This window comes from Phaeodactylibacter sp. (genome assembly GCF_040219495.1).
GTDB lineage: Bacteria > Bacteroidota > Bacteroidia > Chitinophagales > Saprospiraceae > Phaeodactylibacter.
The window spans coordinates 134,367-154,921 of the sequence record NZ_JAVJSK010000009.1; the positions used below are offsets into that span (position 1 = coordinate 134,367).

Consider the following 20,555-nt stretch of genomic DNA (forward strand, 5'->3'; position numbering starts at 1 on the left):
CATAAATACCAGTCCATTTTTTATCTTCAACAGGCAACAATTCCCTTAGATTTCTTATTCTTGACGATATGATTTGGGAAGCACTTGCAAAATTGGCCCTACTCGGCACCGAACGCGGACAACTACCACACAAAGTGCAGGAAGCACTGGGCAAAGTAGGTATTCAAACCGCTCAGGCTCCGGAAGCGGTGCTGCTGGAGGGTGCCGCACTGTACCATCAGCTCCGCCGGGCAGGTTTCCCTCTGCAAAAAGGGGCCGCGGCAACGCTCCGTCCGGATACAGCCAAGCGCCCTGCCATGCCGCCCCGTGCAGCCCGGCAGATGGAGCACGTCATCCGCGGCAACTACCGGGACGCCCTGCCCGAGGCTTTTCAACTTACCGCACAAGCGGGCTATGCCTTACCACCGGAACACCTCCCGGCCTTACTTTACAAAGCTGCCCGGCGGAAAAATTTCTGGAAAGCCCTCCGCCCTCTACTTGAGCCTTCCGACTTTGAATTCCTCCAGCTCAACCCAGACTGGGCCGGGCTCACAGAATGCCCCACAGCAGGCGACTGGAGCAGCCTTTCGCAGGAAACGCGCCTGCAGATGCTCCGTCATATCCGCTTCGAACAATCCGAAAAAGCCATCCTTTATTTGCAGGAATGCTGGGAGGAGCTGACTCCTCCGGAAAAAAAGGGGCTCCTTGGCTTACTGGAAACAGGGCTAAGTGCAGCCGACCAGCTTTTTTTGGAAACACAGCTTGAGGACAGCCGCAAGGAAGTACGGCAAGCAGCGGCACGACTGCTGCTCAAAATCCCGGATACCCCTCTGCAGGATACCATATATAAGGAGGCCGCCTCCTGGCTTGAGGTCCAAAAAGACGGAAGGCTCGACCTCCACGCCCCGAAACAACCGGTAGCGTATTTCAAAAAGCTGGGCTTATACCGGACTAAAAAGCACAAGTATGCAGGTGGCGTACATGCCGGGCAGGCTTACGACATCCTTTCCCTGGTACCGCCCAAGCGGTGGGAAGCACATTTTGGCAAGCCTACTTTGGATACCCTGCGCCTGTTTGCCCGGGGCAATCAGCAAATCCTGCTTACGGATGCCGTAGCCAATGCAGCACTCCTGCATCAGGACCACCGCTGGATAGAAGCCCTGCTCCGGCATTGGTGGCGCACGGATAATGAAGCGCGGTGGAATAGTGCACTGGGCAAAGCGCTGATGGCTGCCTTGCCGGATGCTGTTTTCAACGACATCATGAGCCAGTACCTGCGTCAGCATCAGGGCTATATCGAAGAGGAAAGTTTTGCCGGACAATTGCTATGTTTGGGTAGTCATCAGTGGGAAAGCGGTGTAGCACGGCAGGTCCTTTCCAACTTCAGGGAGTGGCTCAACGCTGCTCAGTCGGTCTACTGGAACTTATGGCATTACAAACGCATTCTACAAGTGGCGGCTTTCCGCGGACCGGTAAGTGTGCTGCCGGCGCTTCAGACCGGTTGGAATACTCGCGCGCCGGCCTGGAGCAACTGGGAAGGCGATATTGACCGGTGCCTGAAAACACTCGCTTTTCGAAAAGACCTGCAGGACGCCCTGGCACCTTCAAAAAACGCTTAAATCAACTCGATAAACACCTTTTATATATGGCTACAAATGCTGCCATCCGATTACAAGCCGAAGATGCCTACGCCGGGGAGCTCAAAGCCCTCGCCTCTGTAGATGACCGCCCCCGCCCTACCAACTGGAACCTCTCGCCCTGGGCCGTAATGACCTACCTCATGGGGGGCGAACTGGAAGATGGCACGACGATAACGCCCAAGTACTTCGGTAACCGCCGCCTGATTGAAGTGGCGGTAGCCACCCTGGCTACCGACCGCGCCCTTTTGCTGACCGGAATTCCCGGCACGGCCAAGACCTGGGTGTCAGAACACCTGGCAGCGGCCATCAGCGGCAACTCCAAACGCTTGGTACAAGGTACTGCCGGCATGGCAGAAGAGTCCCTGCGTTACGGATGGAACTACGCCCGGTTACTAGCGGAGGGCCCATCAGAAAAAGCCCTGGTGCCCAGCCCGGTGATGGTGGCCATGCAGGAAGGCCGAATCGCCCGGGTGGAAGAACTCACCCGTATCCCCAGTGATGTGCAGGACGCCCTGATCACCATCTTATCGGAGAAAGCCTTGCCCGTACCGGAGCTCAACTCGGAAGTACGGGCACAGCGCGGCTTCAACCTCATCGCAACCGCCAACGACCGCGACCGGGGCGTGAACGAGCTGTCCAGCGCCCTGCGCCGACGCTTTAATATGGTCAATATGCCCCTACCTGCCACCCTGGAAGAAGAGGTGGAAATTGTGCGGCAGCGGGTAGCTCAAATTGGCAGCACCCTGGAACTGCCCCCTCAGGCGGCGCCGGTAGAGGAAATCAAGCGCCTCGTCACCATCTTCCGGGAGCTGCGCAGCGGCAAAACCGAGGACAGTCGCCGCAAGCTCAAAGTGCCGTCCAGTACGCTGAGTACAGCTGAGGCCATTTCCGTTATCAACAGCGGGCAGGCACTGGCCGTCCACTTTGGGGAAGGCGTTATACAGGCCGGAGATATAGCCGGCAGTTTACTGGGTGCTGTTGTTAAAGACCCTGTACAGGACCGCACCGCCTGGGAAGAATACCTGGAAACTGTGGTAAAGGAACGCAAGGGCTGGGGCGATTTGTACGAGGCGAGTAAGGGGCTGCTGGGGTAATAGTAAGGCAGAAGTACCTGGTCGGTAAATGGAACTGATTTAGAGCCCCCTGTTGCCCGGAGTGTAGCGACACCGCATACAGGTGAATTCCCCTTTCTGCCTTCTGAAATGGAAAGATTTCGGGCTTCCAAAATCCGCTTTCCGATGTTAATAACCTCCGCCCTCTAAAGTTCCTGTGCGATATTTAGGCTGTTTTTCAGGCATTTACAAAAGCCCCTTCCGTTTTTTTTTCAAAAAAGCCTTGTTTATTGGATTAAAGAGCGCTACCTTTGCACCTGCCTTTTCAAAGGCGGCCCGATCAAGGCGAAACAATTAAGAAAACAGGCGCTAAAAGAAGGTGCATAACTTCGCTCGCACCCTTTGATTTTCACCTGGTTTTCTATTGATCAACAATTAAATTATTGAATAGTGGATACGCTAAGTTATAAAACGCAATCTGCAAAAAAAGAGGGAGTAGAACGCAAGTGGCACATCATTGACGCCGAAGGCGAGATCGTGGGCCGCATGAGCAGCAAGATCGCTACCGTTCTTCGCGGCAAGCACAAAGCTTCCTATACCCCGCACGTTGACACCGGCGACTACGTCATCGTCATTAATGCGGGCAAAGTCCGGTTCACCGGCAACAAGCTTCACCAAAAGGTGTATCAGCGTTATTCCGGCTACCCCGGTGGTCAGAAATCACGCACAGCAAAAGAAATGCTGGACAAGAAGCCAATCGGCGTTTTGGAAGCAGCCGTACGCGGTATGCTGCCCAAGAACCGCCTGGGCCGTGCGATGTTCAAGAAGCTCTTCGTTTATGAAGGCGCTGAGCACCCGCACGAGGCACAGAAGCCGGAAAAACTGGAACTTTAATTATTAAAAAAGCAGGACAATCTCGATAAATATGGAAATGATCAATGCCATTGGGAGAAGAAAAGCGTCTGTAGCCCGCGTATACTTAAAGAAAGGCGAGGGCAAGATCGTGGTCAACGGCAAGGACTACAAAGAGTACTTCCCCCAAAATCACATCCAATATAACCTTACGGACCCTTTTCAGACAGTAGAAGTAGAGAACATCTATGATCTGAAAATCAACGTAAACGGTGGTGGCTACAAAGGCCAGGCCGAAGCGATCCGTATGGGCATTGCCCGTGCGCTCGTCAAACTGAACGAAGACTTCCGCAAGCCGCTGAAGGACAAGAAGTATCTTACTCGTGACTCCCGCGTGGTTGAACGTAAGAAGTACGGTAAGCCGAAGGCACGTAAGAGCTTCCAGTTCAGCAAGCGTTAATTCTTTTTTTCAGTATTCTTCGCGAGCTGCATATTGTAGTTTGCTTCCAAATTCAAACTTTAGAAAAAGAAAATGGAAAAGCCCACCTATAAAGATTTATTGGATGCAGGTGTGCACTTTGGCCACCTCAAAAGAAAGTGGAACCCCAAAATGGCGCCTAACATCTTCATGGAGCGCAAAGGGATCCACATCATTGACCTGAACCGCACACTCGATAGCCTGGAGCGCGCGGGCAACGCGGCACGCCAAATGGCAAAGTCTGGGAAGAAAATCATGTTTGTCGCTACCAAAAAGCAGGCGCGCGAAATCGTTGCCAATGCTGCACGCGAAGTAGGCATGCCTTTCGTAACTGACCGCTGGCTTGGTGGTATGATGACCAACTTCTCTACGATCCGCCGTTCGATCAAGAAGATGAACAACATCGACCGCATGTTTCAGGATGGTACCCTGGAAAACGTGACCAAGAAGGAGCGCCTCACGCTTACCCGCGAGCGCAACAAACTGGAGCGTGTACTTGGTGGTATCGCTAACCTGAACCGCCTTCCGGCAGCTGTATTCATCGTGGATATCCACCACGAACATATCGCTGTGGCAGAGTCGCACAAGCTGGGGTTGAAGACCTTTGGCATGGTAGACACCAACTCTGACCCTTCACAGGTTGACTATGCAATCCCTGCCAACGATGATGCGTCTAAGTCGATCGCTATCATCACCAACTATATGGCAGAGTGCATCCGTCAGGGCCTGAAGGACCGGGATTCTGTTAAGTCAGAAAAAGAAGCTGTCGCGAAAGGCTAGGTTCCTTTTTCAATAGACATTATTTACACACCATTACAATACAAGATATAATGAGTGCAAATATTTCTGCTGCCGACGTCAAAAAACTGCGCGAAATGACTGGTGCAGGCATGATGGACTGCAAGAAAGCGCTTAAAGAAGCAGAAGGGGATTTCGAAAAAGCCATTGAGGTACTTCGTAAGAAAGGCCAAAAGGTTTCTGCCAAGCGTGCAGACCGCGATGCTAATGAAGGCGTTGTCGTGGCCCTTGTTTCTGATGATAAGACCAAAGGGGTTATCGTTAAGCTGAGCTGTGAAACGGACTTTGTTGCCAAAGGCGATGAGTTCATTGGTTTCACCAACAAAGCAGCCGAGCTGGCGCTTCAGCACTTCCCTGATACCCTGGAAGACCTGCTCAAAGTGGATATGAACGGCCATTCTCTGGGCGATCGTGTGACCGAGCTGGTTGGGAAAATCAATGAGAAGATCGAACTGGCCTCCTATGAGAAGCTGGAAGCGGCTATGATCAGCCCTTACATCCACATGGGCAACAAAGCTGCCGTACTGGTAGGCATGAATAAGGTCAGCGACGAAATCTATGACGCCGGCCGGGACGTTGCCATGCAGGTGGCTGCAATGAAGCCTGTTGCTGTCAATAAGGACGGTGTTGATCAGTCAACGATTGATAAAGAGATCGAAATCGGTAAAGAGCAGGCGCGTCAGGAAGGCAAGCCTGAGCAGATCATCGAGAAGATCGCAATGGGTAAACTGAATAAATTCTTCAAGGAGAATACACTGCTGAATCAGCAGTTCGTAAAGGACGGCAACGAAACGGTTGCTTCTTTCCTGAAGAAGTTCGATAAGGAACTGACGGTTACAGACTTCAAGCATGTAACTCTCGGATAATTTTTTGAAAGGCGGATTAGTTATCTAATCCGCCTTTTTTTGTACCCTTACTTAGAGCTTGTTGGGGTTTTACACTTCGGGCTGCGTTCGCTCCAAAAGCAAAACCCCAACAAGCTCTTATGGGTCTGGCTATGCGTAAGCGTACCGGGCCTTTGTAGGATTACTCCTACTTCTTTTCTTTCTTACCTTCTGTTGATGGTTGAAATCTCAAACAATTGAAAATATGGCACAGCTCAAATACAAAAGAATCCTGCTCAAACTGAGCGGAGAGTCTCTGATGGGAGATCAGGGCTTTGGTATTGATTCCAAGATGCTTACGCATTACGCTGAACAAGTAAAGGAGTTGCTGGAGCTGGGCGTACAAGTGGCTATCGTTATCGGTGGCGGCAATATCTACCGCGGCCTTCAGGCCAACGAATCAGGCATTGAGCGCGTACAGGGCGACTACATGGGCATGATGGCCACAGTGATCAATGGTATGGCCTTGCAAAGTGCCCTGGAAGGCGTTGGCGCATATACCCGGCTGATTTCCGCAATCGAGATGAAGCAAATTGCAGAGCCCTACATTCGCCGCCGGGCGATCCGGCACCTGGAAAAAGGACGGGTCGTAATCTTCTCCGCTGGTACAGGCAGCCCTTACTTCACCACAGACTCTGCAGCCGCCCTGCGGGCAAATGAAATCAATGCCGAGGTCATCCTCAAAGGTACCCGTGTAGACGGCATCTATGACGCTGACCCGGAAAAAGATGCTTCCGCCACCAAATTTGACAACCTGACTTTCGCCAAAGTGATCAGCCTGGGCCTAAGCGTTATGGACATGACCGCTTTTACCTTGTGCCAGGAAAACAACCTCCCTATTATAGTTTTCGACATCAATACCAAGAGAAACCTCAATGCCATTGTACAGGGCGAGCGTATTGGCACACTGGTGGAAGGCTAACCTTCTGTCTTGCGTACTATCTTCCACAGCCAATTGGAGAGCCATCCGGCAACCGTGGTGCATCTGGCAACTGATACGCGCCGGGAGCTGTTTTAAACTTCCGGATTTCACCCAGCATATAACTCAGATGCGCCCGTTCCTGCCGGTCGGGCTGCCCCGTAAGCTGCTTTTTGAAGCCCTGCTCAAAGGTATCGATCTGATAGCCCGCCGCGCCTGCAACCTGTGGGGCCACTTTTGAATCCCCCGCAAGGCGTAGCAAGTGCAAAATCAATCGTTTTTGCCCGACCCTGGCAATACTGCGTTCAGCCGGCGTATTAGCATCATCCATTGTTTTCCACAAAGCTTCCACGAAGCGGTCAAGATGTATGGTTTGAAGCACCCCCTGGGCTTCCTGATTGGCTACGCGTGCCAGCCGCTGCGGGTGCAACATCAACGTCAGGGTGTGGTCGATGGCTGCTGCGGCTGCCGCTGTGGGGTCAAAGATGGTACCGGTATGGGGCTCAAAGTACTCCCGCCCACGACTGTACCCCATAGGTTGGGGAGGCAGTAGGTTTAGCAGATCAGCCGGAATCAGCAATTCGCTGGGCTTTACAGTCCTGAGCAATGCACGCATTGCCGCACTTTGCTCAGGCTCCGGCACGGGCCGAATAGCCGTTTGCCCATCTCCCCTCAGGGCATAGGTGTAGTAATAGCCGCCTAATAACTTACTGCAAGCTGCAACCTGATAGCGGTGCGCCAGATACAGGGGCGTAAAGACCTGCTCAAGGGTAGCCATAGCCGCTCCTCTGGGGATGTTCGCTTCACTAAAATGGGCCAGGGCTTCACGCCGTAAATCCATAACCCGGTGCAGTTCTTCTGGTGCAACCGCACCGTTATCCCACAAATGGGCTAATGGGTGAGCAGTGCCGTCAGCTCGTGCCCCATCATCAGAGATGTAATACAACCCATCCTCAATGCTCGCTTCAAGGATTGCATTCAGAGCCTCCGTTTCGTCGGTGCCCGGAGCGTATTCCGAATAACCATAATTAATGGCTACTTTATCCCACGCCCCTATCCCGGTATCGTAGGCCTCCGAGAAGTCGATACCGCCTTGTTCTTCCAATTGCAGAAAAGGATGGGGGTAGTCCATTACAGAAGCCCGGCCGTTGACGCTGGCGGCAAAGTTGTGCGCCAGCCCAAGGGTATGCCCCACCTCGTGTGCAGAGAGCTGCCGCAGCCGGGCCAGTGCCATCTCCTTCAGCCTGGGATCGGCGTTTGCTCCAGACTCATAGGCTTCTACCAGCCCCTGCGCGATCAGAAAATCCTGGCGCACCCGCAGTGAGCCCAATAAGACATGGCCTTTGATGATCTCCCCGGTGCGCGGGTCGGCTACAGTGGTGCCATAAGACCAGCCCCGGGTACTGCGGTGCACCCAGTTAATGATGTTGTAGCGCACATCCATAGGGTCTGCTCCATCTGGTAAGACTTCCACCCGGAAAGCATTAATGAAACCGGCGGCTTCGAAGGCTTCGTTCCACCAACTGGCGCCCTCCAGCAAGGCTGTACGCACAGGCTCGGGCACGCCCGGATCGAGGTAATAAACAATGGGCTCCACCGGGCGGCTCCGCTCCGCTTCCGGGTTGGCTTTTTTTAACCGGTGCCGGTAAATCAACCGCTGGGTGAGTGGCGCTTCAATAGGCACTGCATAGTCTTGGTACGTGAGTGGGAAATAGCCCGATCGGGGGGCAAACCGCCGGGGCTCGAAGCCATCGTCCGGTAGTTCGACCAGAGCGTGGTGCATGCGTACCGCAAAAGAAGCCGGCGTGGGAGCAACCGAACGCAACTCCTGCCCTTTCGGGTCACCCGTGAAGGTCAGCAAGGCTTCAAATTCTGTATTCTTCGGAAAGTTCTTAGTCCGTTCCAGCCATAACATACTGCGTTCCTGGTCTAACTTAAAAACGCCCTGCCCCTTGCGCTCAAGGCTCTGGGATACCCCGTGGGCGTCCCGCATCAAAAACGGAGTCCAGTCAATCAGGACCCGCCCCTCTTCCGCTGCGGCCACTTTGAAGCCCCAAAGTACGGACTGCGCAAAGGCCTCTTCGACAGACTGCCGCTCCAAAGTATTATCGGTATTTGCCCGGTATTTGAGATTAGGCTGTAGCAGCAAGACTTTAGGCCCCTCCCGGATAAAGCGGACAACTCTTGTGTCCCCCAGTTGGTTGCGGTCCAGCCCAATGTCATTAGACCCCAAGCCCGCTGTCAGGCTATTGACATAGAGTATATCCTGCCCCATGGCTTCAATTTCCAGCCATATTTTGCCTTCTTCCGAATCGTAGTAGAAAGTGAAGAACCCCTTTTGAGCCTCTAGCCCTTTGGTTTTCTCTGCAATGCTTGGCATTTGTGCGCTCAGAAGTGTAGCCCAACCCAAAAGAATAGCAGACAGCAGGTATTTTGTCATTGCCTTTTTGCTTAAAAATAGAGAAATTTAAGGACTTAGACTATGTTTGGAGCTTGGTCCTATTGCAAACTAAGGACTTATGAACCCCACACTGCTTCGGGCCAGGCTCTGGCGTCATCTTTTTTAGCTTATTTGGCCCGCCAAATGCGCCAGAAAAATTTAGCCAGAGCCACAACTCCTTGACTTTCATGACGACCCTGCTCCAAACATAGTCTTACCCAGTCAACAAAATACCCGGCGTATGAAAAATGGACATCTGGTTGTAGCGGCTTTATTTCTGCTGTTCGCTTATTTCCAGCTCAACGATCCTGACCCCTGGGGCTGGGTCGCTCTTTATATTGGTGTGAGCGCGGTAGCCCTGCTTGCCTTTTTCCGGCAGCCCTTCCGCTGGCTGGCCATTGCAGGACTCGGCATTATTGCAATCTGGGGGATACAGCTATTCCCGGCTTTTCTGGAGTGGATAACAATGGGCACCCCTTCTATAGCGGAAGAAATGAAAACGGACCAGCCCCACATCGAGCTGGCCCGGGAGTTTCTGGGGCTCATGCTTTGTGCACTGGTGCTTGGGGGCTACCTCATTCGGGGGCGAAAAGGCTGGACGTAGCAAAGGTTCAATTATTATTTCCTGTAAACCTGTATCTGAGCAGAAAAATCAATAAATTACAGGCTCTGATGGTTCGAACATTTAATGCACAGAAATGCCCATTCAAACCCAAAGTGATTTACAGATACTTTTAAAATCAGTACTTTCCCTACAGCAATCCACTTCGTTGTACGAAGGAGTAATAGCGACCGTACCCGAGGTAGCCTCTTTGATCAACGCACGCGCCGTCTGGGTCTATCGTATCCATCCTAAAAAACATTCCGAGGCATCGCTGGTGCTGAGTATGCACCTAAACGCGGATAGCCAATGGCAGGTCACCAATCAGCCAGCTGCTTTAGACTGGTCTGAACATTGGAACAGGATACAGCAAGGCGGATCATTCCTGGAGCTGCCTTCTGAATCCGGGTCGCATAAAATACTATGTGCCCCGGTGGAAATAAATGGAGAAAGCTTAGGTTTTTTTATCGCAGAAACGCCCGTCACCACGGAGGGTGCCTTCCAGCAGCTTTGTCCTTATCTTGAAGGGCTGAGCATTGCTATGTCCCGTTTTGCGCAGGAGAACAAAATCAAAGTACAACGGGACTACCTTCGGAAAATCATCGACAATATCCCTGGGCTTGTTTTTTCAAAGGACCGAGAGGGCCGTTTCGTGTTGGTCAATCAACGGGTAGCTGAAATTTACGGGGTACCGGTAAAAGAACTGATTGGCAAGAAGGATAGCGACTTCAACCCTTATACCGAAGAAGTAGAGCGGTACCGGGCAGAAGATATGCGCGTACTGAACGAGGGCGCATCTGTCTGGCTACCTGAGGATAAAATAATCACCCCGGGTGGCAAAGAGATACACTTACAGACGCTAAAGATACCTGTATCCAGCGAAGACGAAGAAGGCACCAATAATGTCCTTGGCTTATCGCTTGATGTATCGCTATGGCGTCGCATCAAAGAACAGGAGGCGCAAAGCCGGGAGCGGTATGAAAACTTCATCAAGCACGCTGAGGAAGGCATCTATTATGTGAAATGCGACTCACCTGTTCCTCTTGAAGGTATTACGCCCGAAGAGCAGGTAGAGCGCTACTATCAGTCTGCCAGCATTGCGGAATGCAACAAAGCCCTGGCTGAAATGTATGGGCTGGATGCTCCGGAGACCCTTATTGGAAAAAGGGTAGCCGACTTGCACAAAGGAGAAGGAGAGCCCCTAAACAAGGCAACGACGCTGCAGTTCTTCAAAAACAATTTCAAAATCAAGGATTTTGAAACCCACAAAATCACACCTGAGGGAAAAGAGCGATGGTTCAACAACCACGTGGTTGGCGTTTTTGAAAACCAGCATATGGTGGGTATCTGGGGCGGGCAGCTAGATATTACCGCCCGCAAGCAGATGGAGCTCTCTCTACTTGAACAGCGCGAAGAGCTGAACTTCGTTTTGGAAGGTGCCAAGGTTGCCACCTGGTACTGGGACCTTCCGGGGAAGATCGCCCGGTTTAATGACTACTTCTGGCAGATGTTGGGCTATGAGGCTTCCGAACTCCCTACTCCTACCCCTAACAAAAAGTTTAATGAACTCATTCACCCGGATGACTTTCCAGGGTTTATTGCCAAGGTGACCAAACACCTGGAACTGCGGAATAACACTCAGGTTTTTGAGTATGAGATGCGGATGCGCGCCAAAAACGGGACGTATAAATGGGTACTCGACCGCGGCAGACCCCTTGCCTGGAATGAAAAAGGGTATCCGGTGCAGGCGAGTGGGATTTTTATAGACATCACTTCCCAAAAAGAAGCCATGATACAGCTCACCGCTCAGCAAGAGCTGCTCAATATGGTCTCGGAGAGTGCATTGGTGGCGTTCTGGGAACTCAACCTTGAAACAGAAGCGGTCAAAGTCTCTCCTACGTTTTTCAAAATTCTGGAGTATGAAGCGGGAGCGTTCGAATTGTCTACTCCAAATCTGTATGAACTGATTCATACTGAAGACCAGAATACAGGGTTCAAATATGCAATACAGCAAATTGCACAGGGCGAAAGTTTTGATATTGAACTCCGGCTCAAGACCAAAAGCGGAAGCTACAAATGGGCTTATGCCCGGGGCGAACAATATGAGTTTAATGGTAAAAAACACTATGCGGGCCTGTTGATTGACATTCACCAACGTAAGCAAACAGAGCTGGAACTCAAACAAAGCCAGGATAAACTGAATATGGCGATTGAGGGCTCACGCATCGGTATTTGGGAGTGGGACATACCAAACCAAAAGGTCTCAAATAATGCGCTCATGTTCAAGCATCTGGGCCATGCCCCTGAATTGCTTACCGATCGTTATGAAGACTGGGTGAAGTACCTCCATCCCGATGATGTTTACCGATTGCAGGAAAGCTTCCACTTACAAACCGGAGCATCTGACCGTTTCCGGCTGGACTACCGCATCCGGGATGTTAAAGGGGCATACCACTGGGTTTACGATACAGGCAAAGTAACCGAACGCAACGAACATGGACTCGCAACACAGGCTACCGGTATTACCGTGGATATTTCTGAACTCAAGGCTACAGAAATCGCTCTTAAAGAAAGTCAGCAGCGTACCAAGCTCATTCTTGATGCTGCCAAGTTGGGGCTTTGGGAATGGAACATCCAAACAGACGAATGTTTCTATAACCGCCACTGGGGTGGGATGCTGGGCTTTAAACCTGAGGAAATTGAGCCCGTCTCTAAGACTTTCTTTGAACTCATCCACCCGGATGATGCCCCCTTGCTCAACAAGGCCCTTAATGCTCAACTCGAAGGGAAAACGGAGCTATTCGACGTAGAGATCAGGATGCGGACCAAAGCCGGTAAATGGAAGTGGGTGCATGACAAAGGACAGGTCATGAGCCGTGACAAGGATGGTAAACCGTTAAGGGTGGCAGGAATACACATCGATATTGACCACCGCAAAGCGGCGGAGCGCGCACTGGAAGAGAGTGAAGCCTTTTTCCGTACGCTATACGAAGATAGCCCTTTGGGTATTCTGTTCTGTAATAAAGAAGGTGCCGTAGAAAAGGTCAATGAAATGGCCAGTCAGATATTAGGTTATTCCAAAGCTGAGCTCACCGGTATTGAACTGAATACGCTCAGCATTGAAAAAAAGCTTTTTGAAGGCCTTATGGAGTCCTTCAAGCGGGACAGCGCCATCAATCACTTTGAGCGACAGTTGAGGCACAAAAGCGGCAAAGTTATCTGGAGTAATTTGCTCATCAGCATAATCAGGGATGCCAAAGGCCAACCGGAGAGCATCATTTGCTCTATCGAAGACATTACCAGCAGAATGGAAGCCCAGCATGCACTTCTGGAAAGCGAAGACCTGCAACGTGCTATACTCGATGCGCTGCCCGACTTGAAGTTCCGCATTGACAAAAACCTTCGATTCATCAGCTTTTTTGCCCCCAGAGGTGATGCTCCGCACCTGATAGTGCCCCCGGAAGTGTTCCTGAACAAAAAAGTGGAAGAAGTCTTACCCCTACATATTGCTCAGGCCCTAAAAATTAACCTTAAAAAAGCACTCGTAAAAGGTGACGTAGAGTCCTTTGAATACCCTATGTATCTTGAAGGAGGCATGCGCTTCTACGAAGCCCGAGTGAACAGTATCAACGATTCCGAAGCCATTGTGGTCGTCCGGGATATTACCGAGCTGAAGATTGCGCAGCAAGCCCTGCAAAAAAAGCTTAGGGAGCTTGATCATAACAACGAAAAGCTTACCCGCTACGTCAACAGCAACTTGCAATTAGAGAACTTCGCGCATACCGTTTCCCATGACCTGCGGGAGCCTGCCCGCACGATGAATAGCTTTGCACAGCTCCTGAAGCACCGGTACGAGAATCAACTCGATGAGGACGCCAACTCCTACCTCGACTTCATCAGTAAGAGCGCCACTCACATGAATAAGCTAATCGAGGACTTGCTGGAGTTTGCCCGTTTTACCAATAGCGAAGACCCGGCCTTCGAAGAGGTAGACCTCAATAGCTTGCTTGAGGTGGTACAGCAGTCACTGCGTGGGCTTATCCATGATAAGAATGCCACCATCATTATCAAACGGCCTCTCCCTATTCTAAATGGTAACCCCACCAAGCTTGGACAGCTTTTTCAAAACCTGATTTCGAATGGTGTGAAGTTCCAGGCGAAGGGGGTCAAGCCGGAAGTCACCATTGAATTTCAAGATCTCGGGGATCACTGGCAGTTCTCAGTACTAGACAATGGTATTGGTATTGACAAGGAGCACCACGGTCATATTTTCCAGCTCTTCCGCAGGCTCCACAGTAAAAAAATCTACCCAGGTTCGGGTATTGGGCTGGCGCTCTGCAAACGGGTCGTGGAACAGCATGGTGGGGATATTTGGGTAGAATCCAAGCCGGAAGCGGGTGCAAAATTTATTTTCACGCTGCACAAAAATTTCTAGCCATGCAGGAGGCCCTCATTCTTGCCTACCTTGATGCCCTGAGCAAGGGGGACCTGCCCGCTTTGCTTGAGCTCTTCGCACCGGCAGCCGTAGTCTATTCTCCGCTCTACGGAAAAAAAACCGCTAAAATCTTTTATGCCGATCTTTTAAAAGATAGCAAGGCTTCGCACATCGAACTCCTGAACGTTTTTCAGGCACCCGGCACCTCTCACGCCGCCGTAAACTTCCTCTATCACTGGACGCTGGCCAACGGCGAGCAGGTCCGCTTTGATTGTGTGGACATCTTCCACTTTAATGCGGCGGGAAAGATCATAAAGCTCAAAATCATTTATGACGCTTCTCTAACCCGGCCTGCTCTTCAGCGTACTCAAAACACCTAGGCTATATTTGCGTTGTAAAACTGCAATTGCAACTTCCTATGGCTTTACTCGAATTCACCAATAAGGGCATCTACTGTCCGCCCGCTGATGTCTACATCGACCCCTGGCGTCCGGTCGACCGGGCGCTCATCACCCACGGGCACGCCGACCACTCCCGCTGGGGGCATCAGCATTACCTCTGCTCAGCCACCGCTGCTCCGGTGATCAGGTACCGGCTGGGGCACATCAATCTGTCGACGGTCCAATTTGGAGAAACGACGACCATTAATGGTGTCCGGTTTTCTTTCCACCCTGCAGGCCATATTGTGGGTTCCGCTCAGATACGAGTGGAGCACAAGGGGGAAATATGGGTAGCATCCGGCGACTACAAGGTTGCGCCCGACGGCCTTTCCGAACCCTTTGAGCCGGTACGCTGCCACACTTTCATTACGGAGTCCACTTTCGGTTTACCCGTTTACCGCTGGAAACCGCAGCAAACGGTTTTTGAAGAGATCAATGACTGGTGGCGGCAAAATCAAGCGCAGGGCAAGGTCAGTGTTCTGGCCGCCTATGCTCTGGGCAAAGCACAACGGTTGCTGCACGGCATTGATGATAGCATCGGCCCGATTTTTACGCACGGCGCGATCGAAAAGACCACACAGGTGATGCGGAAGCAGGGGGTGAAGCTGCCCGATACCCAACGTATTACACAACAGTACAAGCCCGACGACTTTGAAGGTGCGCTGGTACTCGCAACCCCATCTGCTACAGGCTCTAACTGGATGCGCCGTTTCAGGTCTGCCTCCGTAGGTATTGCTTCCGGATGGATGGCCCTGCGCGGCACCCGCCGCCGCCGTGCAGCGGACCGGGGTTTTGTCCTCTCCGATCATGCCGACTGGAATGAGCTCAATGAGGCGATCAAAGCCACAGGCGCCGAGCGTGTCGCAGTGACCCACGGCTACACCAATCTTTTTGCACGCTGGTTACGGGACGAATGTGGTCTTGATGCGTGGGAAGCCGATACAGAGTACGAGGGCGAATCCCTGGATAAAGAGGATGCTGAAAATGATAATGACGCATGAAAGCATTTGCCAATCTATACACCCGGCTGGACCAAACCACCAAGACCAATACCAAGGTGGCAGAGCTCGCCCGGTTTTTCGATCAGGCCAATGATCAGGACCGGCTTTGGACCGTAGCGATCCTCTCCCACCGCCGCCCCAGGCGTACCGTCAATACGACGCTGCTACGGCATTGGGCAGCGGAACTGGCTGGTATCCCGCTCTGGCTTTTTGAAGAGTCCTACCACGTCGTAGGCGACCTGAGCGAAGCCATCGCACTCACGCTCCCCAAAGCCCTCAGCAGCAATGATAAAGGGCTTACCTACTGGATTGAATACATCAAAGCACTGGACAAACTAGAGGAGGCGGAGAAAAAGCAGCGCGTAACTGATGCCTGGATGCAGATGGACTATACTGAACGCCTGGTCTTCAATAAATTCATTATGGGAGGGTTCCGTATCGGCGTTTCTCAGAAACTGATGGTGCGGGCGCTTGCCAAATCTACCGGGATTGATGAAAACACCCTCGCCCACCGTATCATGGGCAACTGGACGCCCGATAAGACGACTTTTGAAGACCTCATCCTGACCAAAGACCCCCTGGAGGACGTCTCCAAGCCTTACCCATTTTACCTGGCTTATGCGCTGGAAGAAGGGCCGGAAGACCTGGGGGCTCCCAGTGAATGGTTCGTTGAGCGCAAGTGGGACGGCATACGCGGGCAGCTTATCGTCAGAAAAGGCGAGCTCTTTGTCTGGTCAAGAGGCGAAGAGCTGGTAACGGACAAATTCCCGGAGTACCACCCGCTGGCTGAAATACTACCCGACGGAACCGTGATCGACGGAGAAATTTTGCCTTATCAGGATGGGCAGCCACTAACCTTCAATGACTTACAAACCCGGATCGGCCGTAAAAATATCACGAAGAAAATACTGGAAAAGGCCCCGGTGGTCCTCGTGGCTTATGACCTGCTGGAATGGGAAGGCGAGGATATCCGGGAGCGTCCTATGAAGGAACGCCGGGCTCTGCTGGAGCAACTGCTCGATCAAACTGAGACCCACGGCATCGTACTCCTCTCCGAAAGGGTCGCTTTTTCGGACTGGCAGGAACTGGAGCCGGAACGGCAAAATGCCCGGCAGCACCATAGTGAAGGGCTGATGCTGAAACACAAAAACAGCCCCTACCGCGCCGGCCGTAAAAAAGGCGACTGGTGGAAATGGAAAGTAGATCCACTAACCATTGATGCAGTCATGATCTACGCGCAGCGCGGGCATGGCCGGCGGGCTAATCTCTACACCGACTTCACCTTCGCCGTATGGGATGGAAAAACGCTGGTACCCTTTACGAAAGCCTACTCCGGGCTGACGGATAAGGAGTTCCGGGAAATTACCGCCTGGGTACGCCGGAATACCATTGACCGCTTCGGGCCGGTGCGCAGCGTGGAGCCTGCCCATGTCTTCGAAATTGCCTTTGAAGGCATACGGAAGTCTACCCGGCATAAGTCCGGCGTAGCGCTCCGGTTTCCCCGGATTTCCAGATGGCGCAAAGACAAGCCCCTGCGGGAAGCTAACACTTTGGAAGATTTACATCAGTTGTTGACGCTATATGAAGAGGGTGCCTGAAAAACTATTATTTTTGGCCTTTCTAATCCCATCAATCTCATGATCAGAACAAACTTTGCTCTTGGCTTCATCCTGGTACTTAGCTTTTTTTACGCCTGTACCCCCTCGGTGAATCAAAAAATCTATCAGGCTGGTTCGCCGGCACTAACTATTTTTCAGGATACCCTGCCCTTTGAGCTGCGGGAAGGGTTCATGGTGGTGCGCGCCCGCCTGAATGACCGGACAATGCCACTGGACTTTATCTGGGACAGTGGCGCTCCGGTCAGTACCATATCTCAGGCTACCCGGGAGTACCTGGGGCTCCCCAAAAGCATCAAGCCCGGCACGCTTGCACGACTGGACTCCTTGCGGCTAAGCAATGTTTCCTTCCCCTCAGTCCCTGTGGAAATTATAGACTACGACGGATATGCAGCCCCCAAGTGTATTGCCGAAGCCGGTGTGATCGGTGCCAATCTTATACGCCACTGCAACTGGTACATCGACTTCGATCAGCAGCTTATTATTTTTTCGGACAAGGCTCAACAAGCACAAGTTGCTACTCCCAGTCACACCCTTGACTTCAAGACTACTGCCCTGGGCCAGCCGGAGCTAAAAGTCGTTACTGATATCACGGGCAAAAACAAAGCCATAGCCGGCATAGGCCAAAGCGGTGGGCTTTGTATCGAAGCCCCAAAACTACCCGATGCCGGGCAGATGGCCTATGATCAGGGGATTATTAACCGCTTTGCGCACACAATAGATACGACTGTAATCTTTCCGGATACTCAGGTAGGAATAGGACCGCTATCCTGGCAGGGCCTTCTTACGGTTCAACGCAATCATGCATCCCGGCTTGGCAACGACTTATGGGCGCAGTACAACGTAGCCCTGAATTTTGAAACCGAAACCATTAGTCTGATAGCCCGAACACAGGCACCACCACCCATTGCGCCACTACCTCAATTGGGCTGGATGCCACACTTCACGCCAGTCAGCGAGCTGACCGTAGGGTTTATTATTGTAGGCAGCCCGGCCTGGGAAGCAGGGTTGCGCATGGGTGATGTTATTGATCAGATTGACCGGCGGGCGGCACCGGGCTGGTATAACGATTACTGTGCCTACCTATCGAGTGTACAATCGCAATTTGCGGTGCCCCAACAAATGCAGGTTTTTAAAAATGGGTCAAAGCAACCACTTAATCTTAAAGTGGAAGGTACCCGGGAGAAGCCCTAATCTGCTATGGCAATAGCCGCCATGCTCAGCTGTAGGCCAGGGTGCTGTAGCAGCCGGGCGCCACAAGCTTCCAGCGTTGCGCCCGTGGTCACGACATCATCTACCAACAGGACATGCTTCCCCGGCAGGCTGACGCTTGCGGATAGCTCAAAGGCCCGGCTCACATTGACCTGCCGTTCTGCGCGGGTCATCCGGGTTTGCGTTTGGGTGAAAACCGTCCGCTTTAGTGCATAAATGACCGGGCGCTGCATCGTCTCACTCAGCCCCCTGGCAAACCAGTCAGCCTGATTATAGCCCCGTATCTTCTCCTTCCGGGGGTGCAGGGGCACCGGGACAATCGCATCTACAGATTGAAAAGCGGGTACAGACTTGAGGGCTGCTCCGTACAATTTACCGAGGTATAGCCCCACCTCCCGCTTGCCGTTGTATTTGAGATGGTAAAGCAGCCGTTGTACCCGGCCATCTTTGACGAACTGAAAAAAAGCCGCTGCCGACTGCAGTTCCAAACGCCCCCAGAGGCGCTCCGTAAAAGCATTCTCTGCATGCAGGTGATGATCGGTCCGCGGCAGCTTGTAATGGCAGGTCAGGCAAACAGGGTCTGACTGCCCTGCCGGCAAATTCTGGCCGCATGCATAGCATAAATTAGGGTAAAATAACCCAAGAAGATCATTGAGCCAGAGGGAAACAGGTTGGGGCAGTACCGTCATCGGATCGGTTCGTTGGTTTACTGTTTCAAGATAATAAAAAACGTCTGCCCCGCAAAGCGAGACAGACGCATCAAAACAAAACGAAAAACCAACTTTAAACAAGTTTCTTTATCACCACTAACTAAAAATCAATGCTGAATGTTGCTTGTAGCGGTGTTAAGGATTTCTTAAAAGAAACCGATATTGTTTTAGTTTTCAATGGCTTACAACTCCTTTATCCAATTTAAGTTTTGTTGTGGTTAAGCGCAAGGCCACAGCCGTCATTTTTCTTACAAAACGGTGTTTGGTTGCCGCGATTATTCCGCAATCAAACCGGAGTACGATGCTACTCGCCTTTCAGCCGCACTGGCAGGCGCAATTGCTCCCCGTTCCGGTTGACGCGTACTTCTATGACGTCCCCGGCCTGGGCTTGTCCGACCACCTCCTGTAATTCAGGTACCGATTTGATGCTCCGGTTGCCCACGCCCACGATTACATCTTTCGGCAACAACCCCGACATTTTTGCAGAGCCGCCTTCCACCAGCTTTTCAATCACCACACCCTGCGTAATGGGTAGCCCTAGATCTTTGGCATAGTCGCCGTCCAGCTCTGAGATTTCAACACCGAGGAATGCCCGCTGAAAGCTGCCATACTCGATAATATCATCCGCAATGCGGCGCACCAGGTTGACCGGAATGGCAAAGCTGTAGCCGGAGAATACGCCGGTGCGGGTTGCAATAGCCGTATTGATGCCCAGCAGCCGTCCTTCGGCGTCCACCAATGCCCCTCCGCTATTGCCGGGGTTGACGGCCGCATCCGTTTGGATGAAAGACTCAATGGCTTTTCCACCTCCCAGCAGGTTGATACTCCGCCCTTTGGCACTCACAATGCCCGCAGTGACGGTGGAAGTCAGGTCAAAAGGGTTGCCAACGGCCAGCACCCACTCTCCGATTTCAGCTTCGTCGCTGTTGGAGAAGTTGAGCGTCGGAAAGTCATTGCCCTCAATCTTAATGACAGCCAGGTCAGACTTTTCTGCTGTACCGATCACCTTAGCGGTATATGTGCGGTTGTCATAAAGCGTTACTTCCACCTCATCTGCATTCGCTACAACGTGGTTATTGGTCACGATATAGCCATCGCTCGTGTAAAACACACCTGAGCCGGAGCCACCCTGCGGCTGCCCTCCTCCGTAGGGATCGCCAAAGAAGAACCGAAAGGGGTCCTGACGATTGGAGGTAGGCTGAGCGACTTTGGCGGAGATATGGACTACAGCAGGCATTGCTTTAGCGGCGGCCTCCTTGAAATCAAAAGGCGCCCCTGCTTTAGCGGGCGGTACGTTTAGATTGCGGACAGCTTGGGCAAAGGAAGATTCCTGAGCTATCGGTGCGGTGGGTTGGGGTGCCAGCAAGCTGTAGCCACCCAATGTGACCAAACCGCCTACGATGCCTGCCAGCACTAATGCAAATAGTTGTTTCATAATCGGATGAATATTTTTGTGCGTTTGATAGCGTTGATTAACGTAAATTTTGTACGCTCCTGG

The 20,555-nt window shown here is 52.1% G+C and carries 16 protein-coding genes; 13 read left to right on the forward strand and 3 right to left on the reverse strand.

All coding sequences use genetic code 11. The features are described from left to right. The first annotated feature begins 68 nt into the window (after nt 1-68). From RIC19_RS01625 to pyrH, 7 genes are all read left to right on the forward strand, one after another. The gene (locus RIC19_RS01625) at nt 69-1,598 is read left to right on the forward strand and encodes a DUF5691 domain-containing protein (RefSeq protein ID WP_350176154.1); all 1,530 of its coding nucleotides are present in this window, start codon (nt 69-71) and stop codon (nt 1,596-1,598) included. A 26-nt stretch (nt 1,599-1,624) separates the two neighbouring features. Then, on the forward strand, nt 1,625-2,713 hold the full coding sequence (locus RIC19_RS01630; RefSeq protein WP_350176156.1) for an ATP-binding protein: 1,089 nt from the start codon (nt 1,625-1,627) through the stop codon (nt 2,711-2,713). 408 nt (nt 2,714-3,121) lie between these two features. Continuing rightward, nucleotides 3,122-3,565 (forward strand): 50S ribosomal protein L13, encoded by a 444-nt coding sequence (rplM, locus tag RIC19_RS01635; RefSeq protein WP_350176158.1) that lies wholly within the window; start codon nt 3,122-3,124, stop codon nt 3,563-3,565. 31 nt (nt 3,566-3,596) lie between these two features. Next, the gene (gene rpsI / locus RIC19_RS01640; protein WP_350176160.1) at nt 3,597-3,983 is read left to right on the forward strand and encodes a 30S ribosomal protein S9; all 387 of its coding nucleotides are present in this window, start codon (nt 3,597-3,599) and stop codon (nt 3,981-3,983) included. A 72-nt stretch (nt 3,984-4,055) separates the two neighbouring features. Then, nucleotides 4,056-4,781, forward strand: coding sequence for a 30S ribosomal protein S2 (rpsB, locus tag RIC19_RS01645; protein ID WP_350176162.1), 726 nt, complete (start codon nt 4,056-4,058; stop codon nt 4,779-4,781). Between the two features lie 50 nt (nt 4,782-4,831). Continuing rightward, nucleotides 4,832-5,665 carry a translation elongation factor Ts gene (gene tsf / locus RIC19_RS01650; protein ID WP_350176164.1) on the forward strand — a complete coding sequence of 278 codons (834 nt, stop codon included), beginning with the start codon at nt 4,832-4,834 and terminating at the stop codon, nt 5,663-5,665. Between the two features lie 223 nt (nt 5,666-5,888). After that, a complete protein-coding gene (pyrH, locus tag RIC19_RS01655) occupies nt 5,889-6,605 on the forward strand; it encodes a UMP kinase (protein WP_350176166.1) in 717 nt (238 codons plus the stop codon). A 16-nt stretch (nt 6,606-6,621) separates the two neighbouring features. Here the strand turns inward: pyrH and RIC19_RS01660 are convergent, their stop codons facing one another. Further along, nucleotides 6,622-9,042, reverse strand: coding sequence for a zinc-dependent metalloprotease (locus RIC19_RS01660; RefSeq protein ID WP_350176168.1), 2,421 nt, complete (start codon nt 9,040-9,042; stop codon nt 6,622-6,624). A gap of 241 nt (nt 9,043-9,283) precedes the next feature. Here RIC19_RS01660 and RIC19_RS01665 point away from each other — a divergent pair, with 241 nt between their 5' ends. From RIC19_RS01665 to RIC19_RS01690, 6 genes are all read left to right on the forward strand, one after another. Continuing rightward, complete coding sequence (locus RIC19_RS01665; protein ID WP_350176170.1) at nt 9,284-9,646, forward strand: transmembrane 220 family protein; 363 nt, start codon at nt 9,284-9,286, stop codon at nt 9,644-9,646. Between the two features lie 94 nt (nt 9,647-9,740). Next, nucleotides 9,741-14,078 (forward strand): PAS domain S-box protein, encoded by a 4,338-nt coding sequence (locus tag RIC19_RS01670; protein ID WP_350176171.1) that lies wholly within the window; start codon nt 9,741-9,743, stop codon nt 14,076-14,078. Between the two features lie 2 nt (nt 14,079-14,080). After that, a complete protein-coding gene (locus tag RIC19_RS01675; RefSeq protein WP_350176173.1) occupies nt 14,081-14,458 on the forward strand; it encodes a nuclear transport factor 2 family protein in 378 nt (125 codons plus the stop codon). Nucleotides 14,459-14,496: 38 nt separating this feature from the next. Further along, a complete protein-coding gene (locus tag RIC19_RS01680; RefSeq protein WP_350176175.1) occupies nt 14,497-15,519 on the forward strand; it encodes a ligase-associated DNA damage response exonuclease in 1,023 nt (340 codons plus the stop codon). Next, nucleotides 15,516-17,117, forward strand: a complete 1,602-nt coding sequence (locus tag RIC19_RS01685) for an ATP-dependent DNA ligase (protein ID WP_350176177.1) — start codon at nt 15,516-15,518, stop codon at nt 17,115-17,117. The genes RIC19_RS01680 and RIC19_RS01685 overlap by 4 nt, the downstream gene beginning before the upstream one ends. A gap of 39 nt (nt 17,118-17,156) precedes the next feature. Next, the gene (locus RIC19_RS01690; protein WP_350176179.1) at nt 17,157-18,329 is read left to right on the forward strand and encodes a PDZ domain-containing protein; all 1,173 of its coding nucleotides are present in this window, start codon (nt 17,157-17,159) and stop codon (nt 18,327-18,329) included. Here RIC19_RS01690 and RIC19_RS01695 read toward each other — a convergent pair. Beyond that, nucleotides 18,326-19,036 (reverse strand): ComF family protein, encoded by a 711-nt coding sequence (locus RIC19_RS01695; protein WP_350176181.1) that lies wholly within the window; start codon nt 19,034-19,036, stop codon nt 18,326-18,328. The two genes, RIC19_RS01690 and RIC19_RS01695, sit on opposite strands and share 4 nt — an antisense overlap. Before the next feature lie 325 nt (nt 19,037-19,361). After that, nucleotides 19,362-20,492 carry a S1C family serine protease gene (locus tag RIC19_RS01700; protein ID WP_350176183.1) on the reverse strand — a complete coding sequence of 377 codons (1,131 nt, stop codon included), beginning with the start codon at nt 20,490-20,492 and terminating at the stop codon, nt 19,362-19,364. Nucleotides 20,493-20,555: the final 63 nt, after the last annotated feature.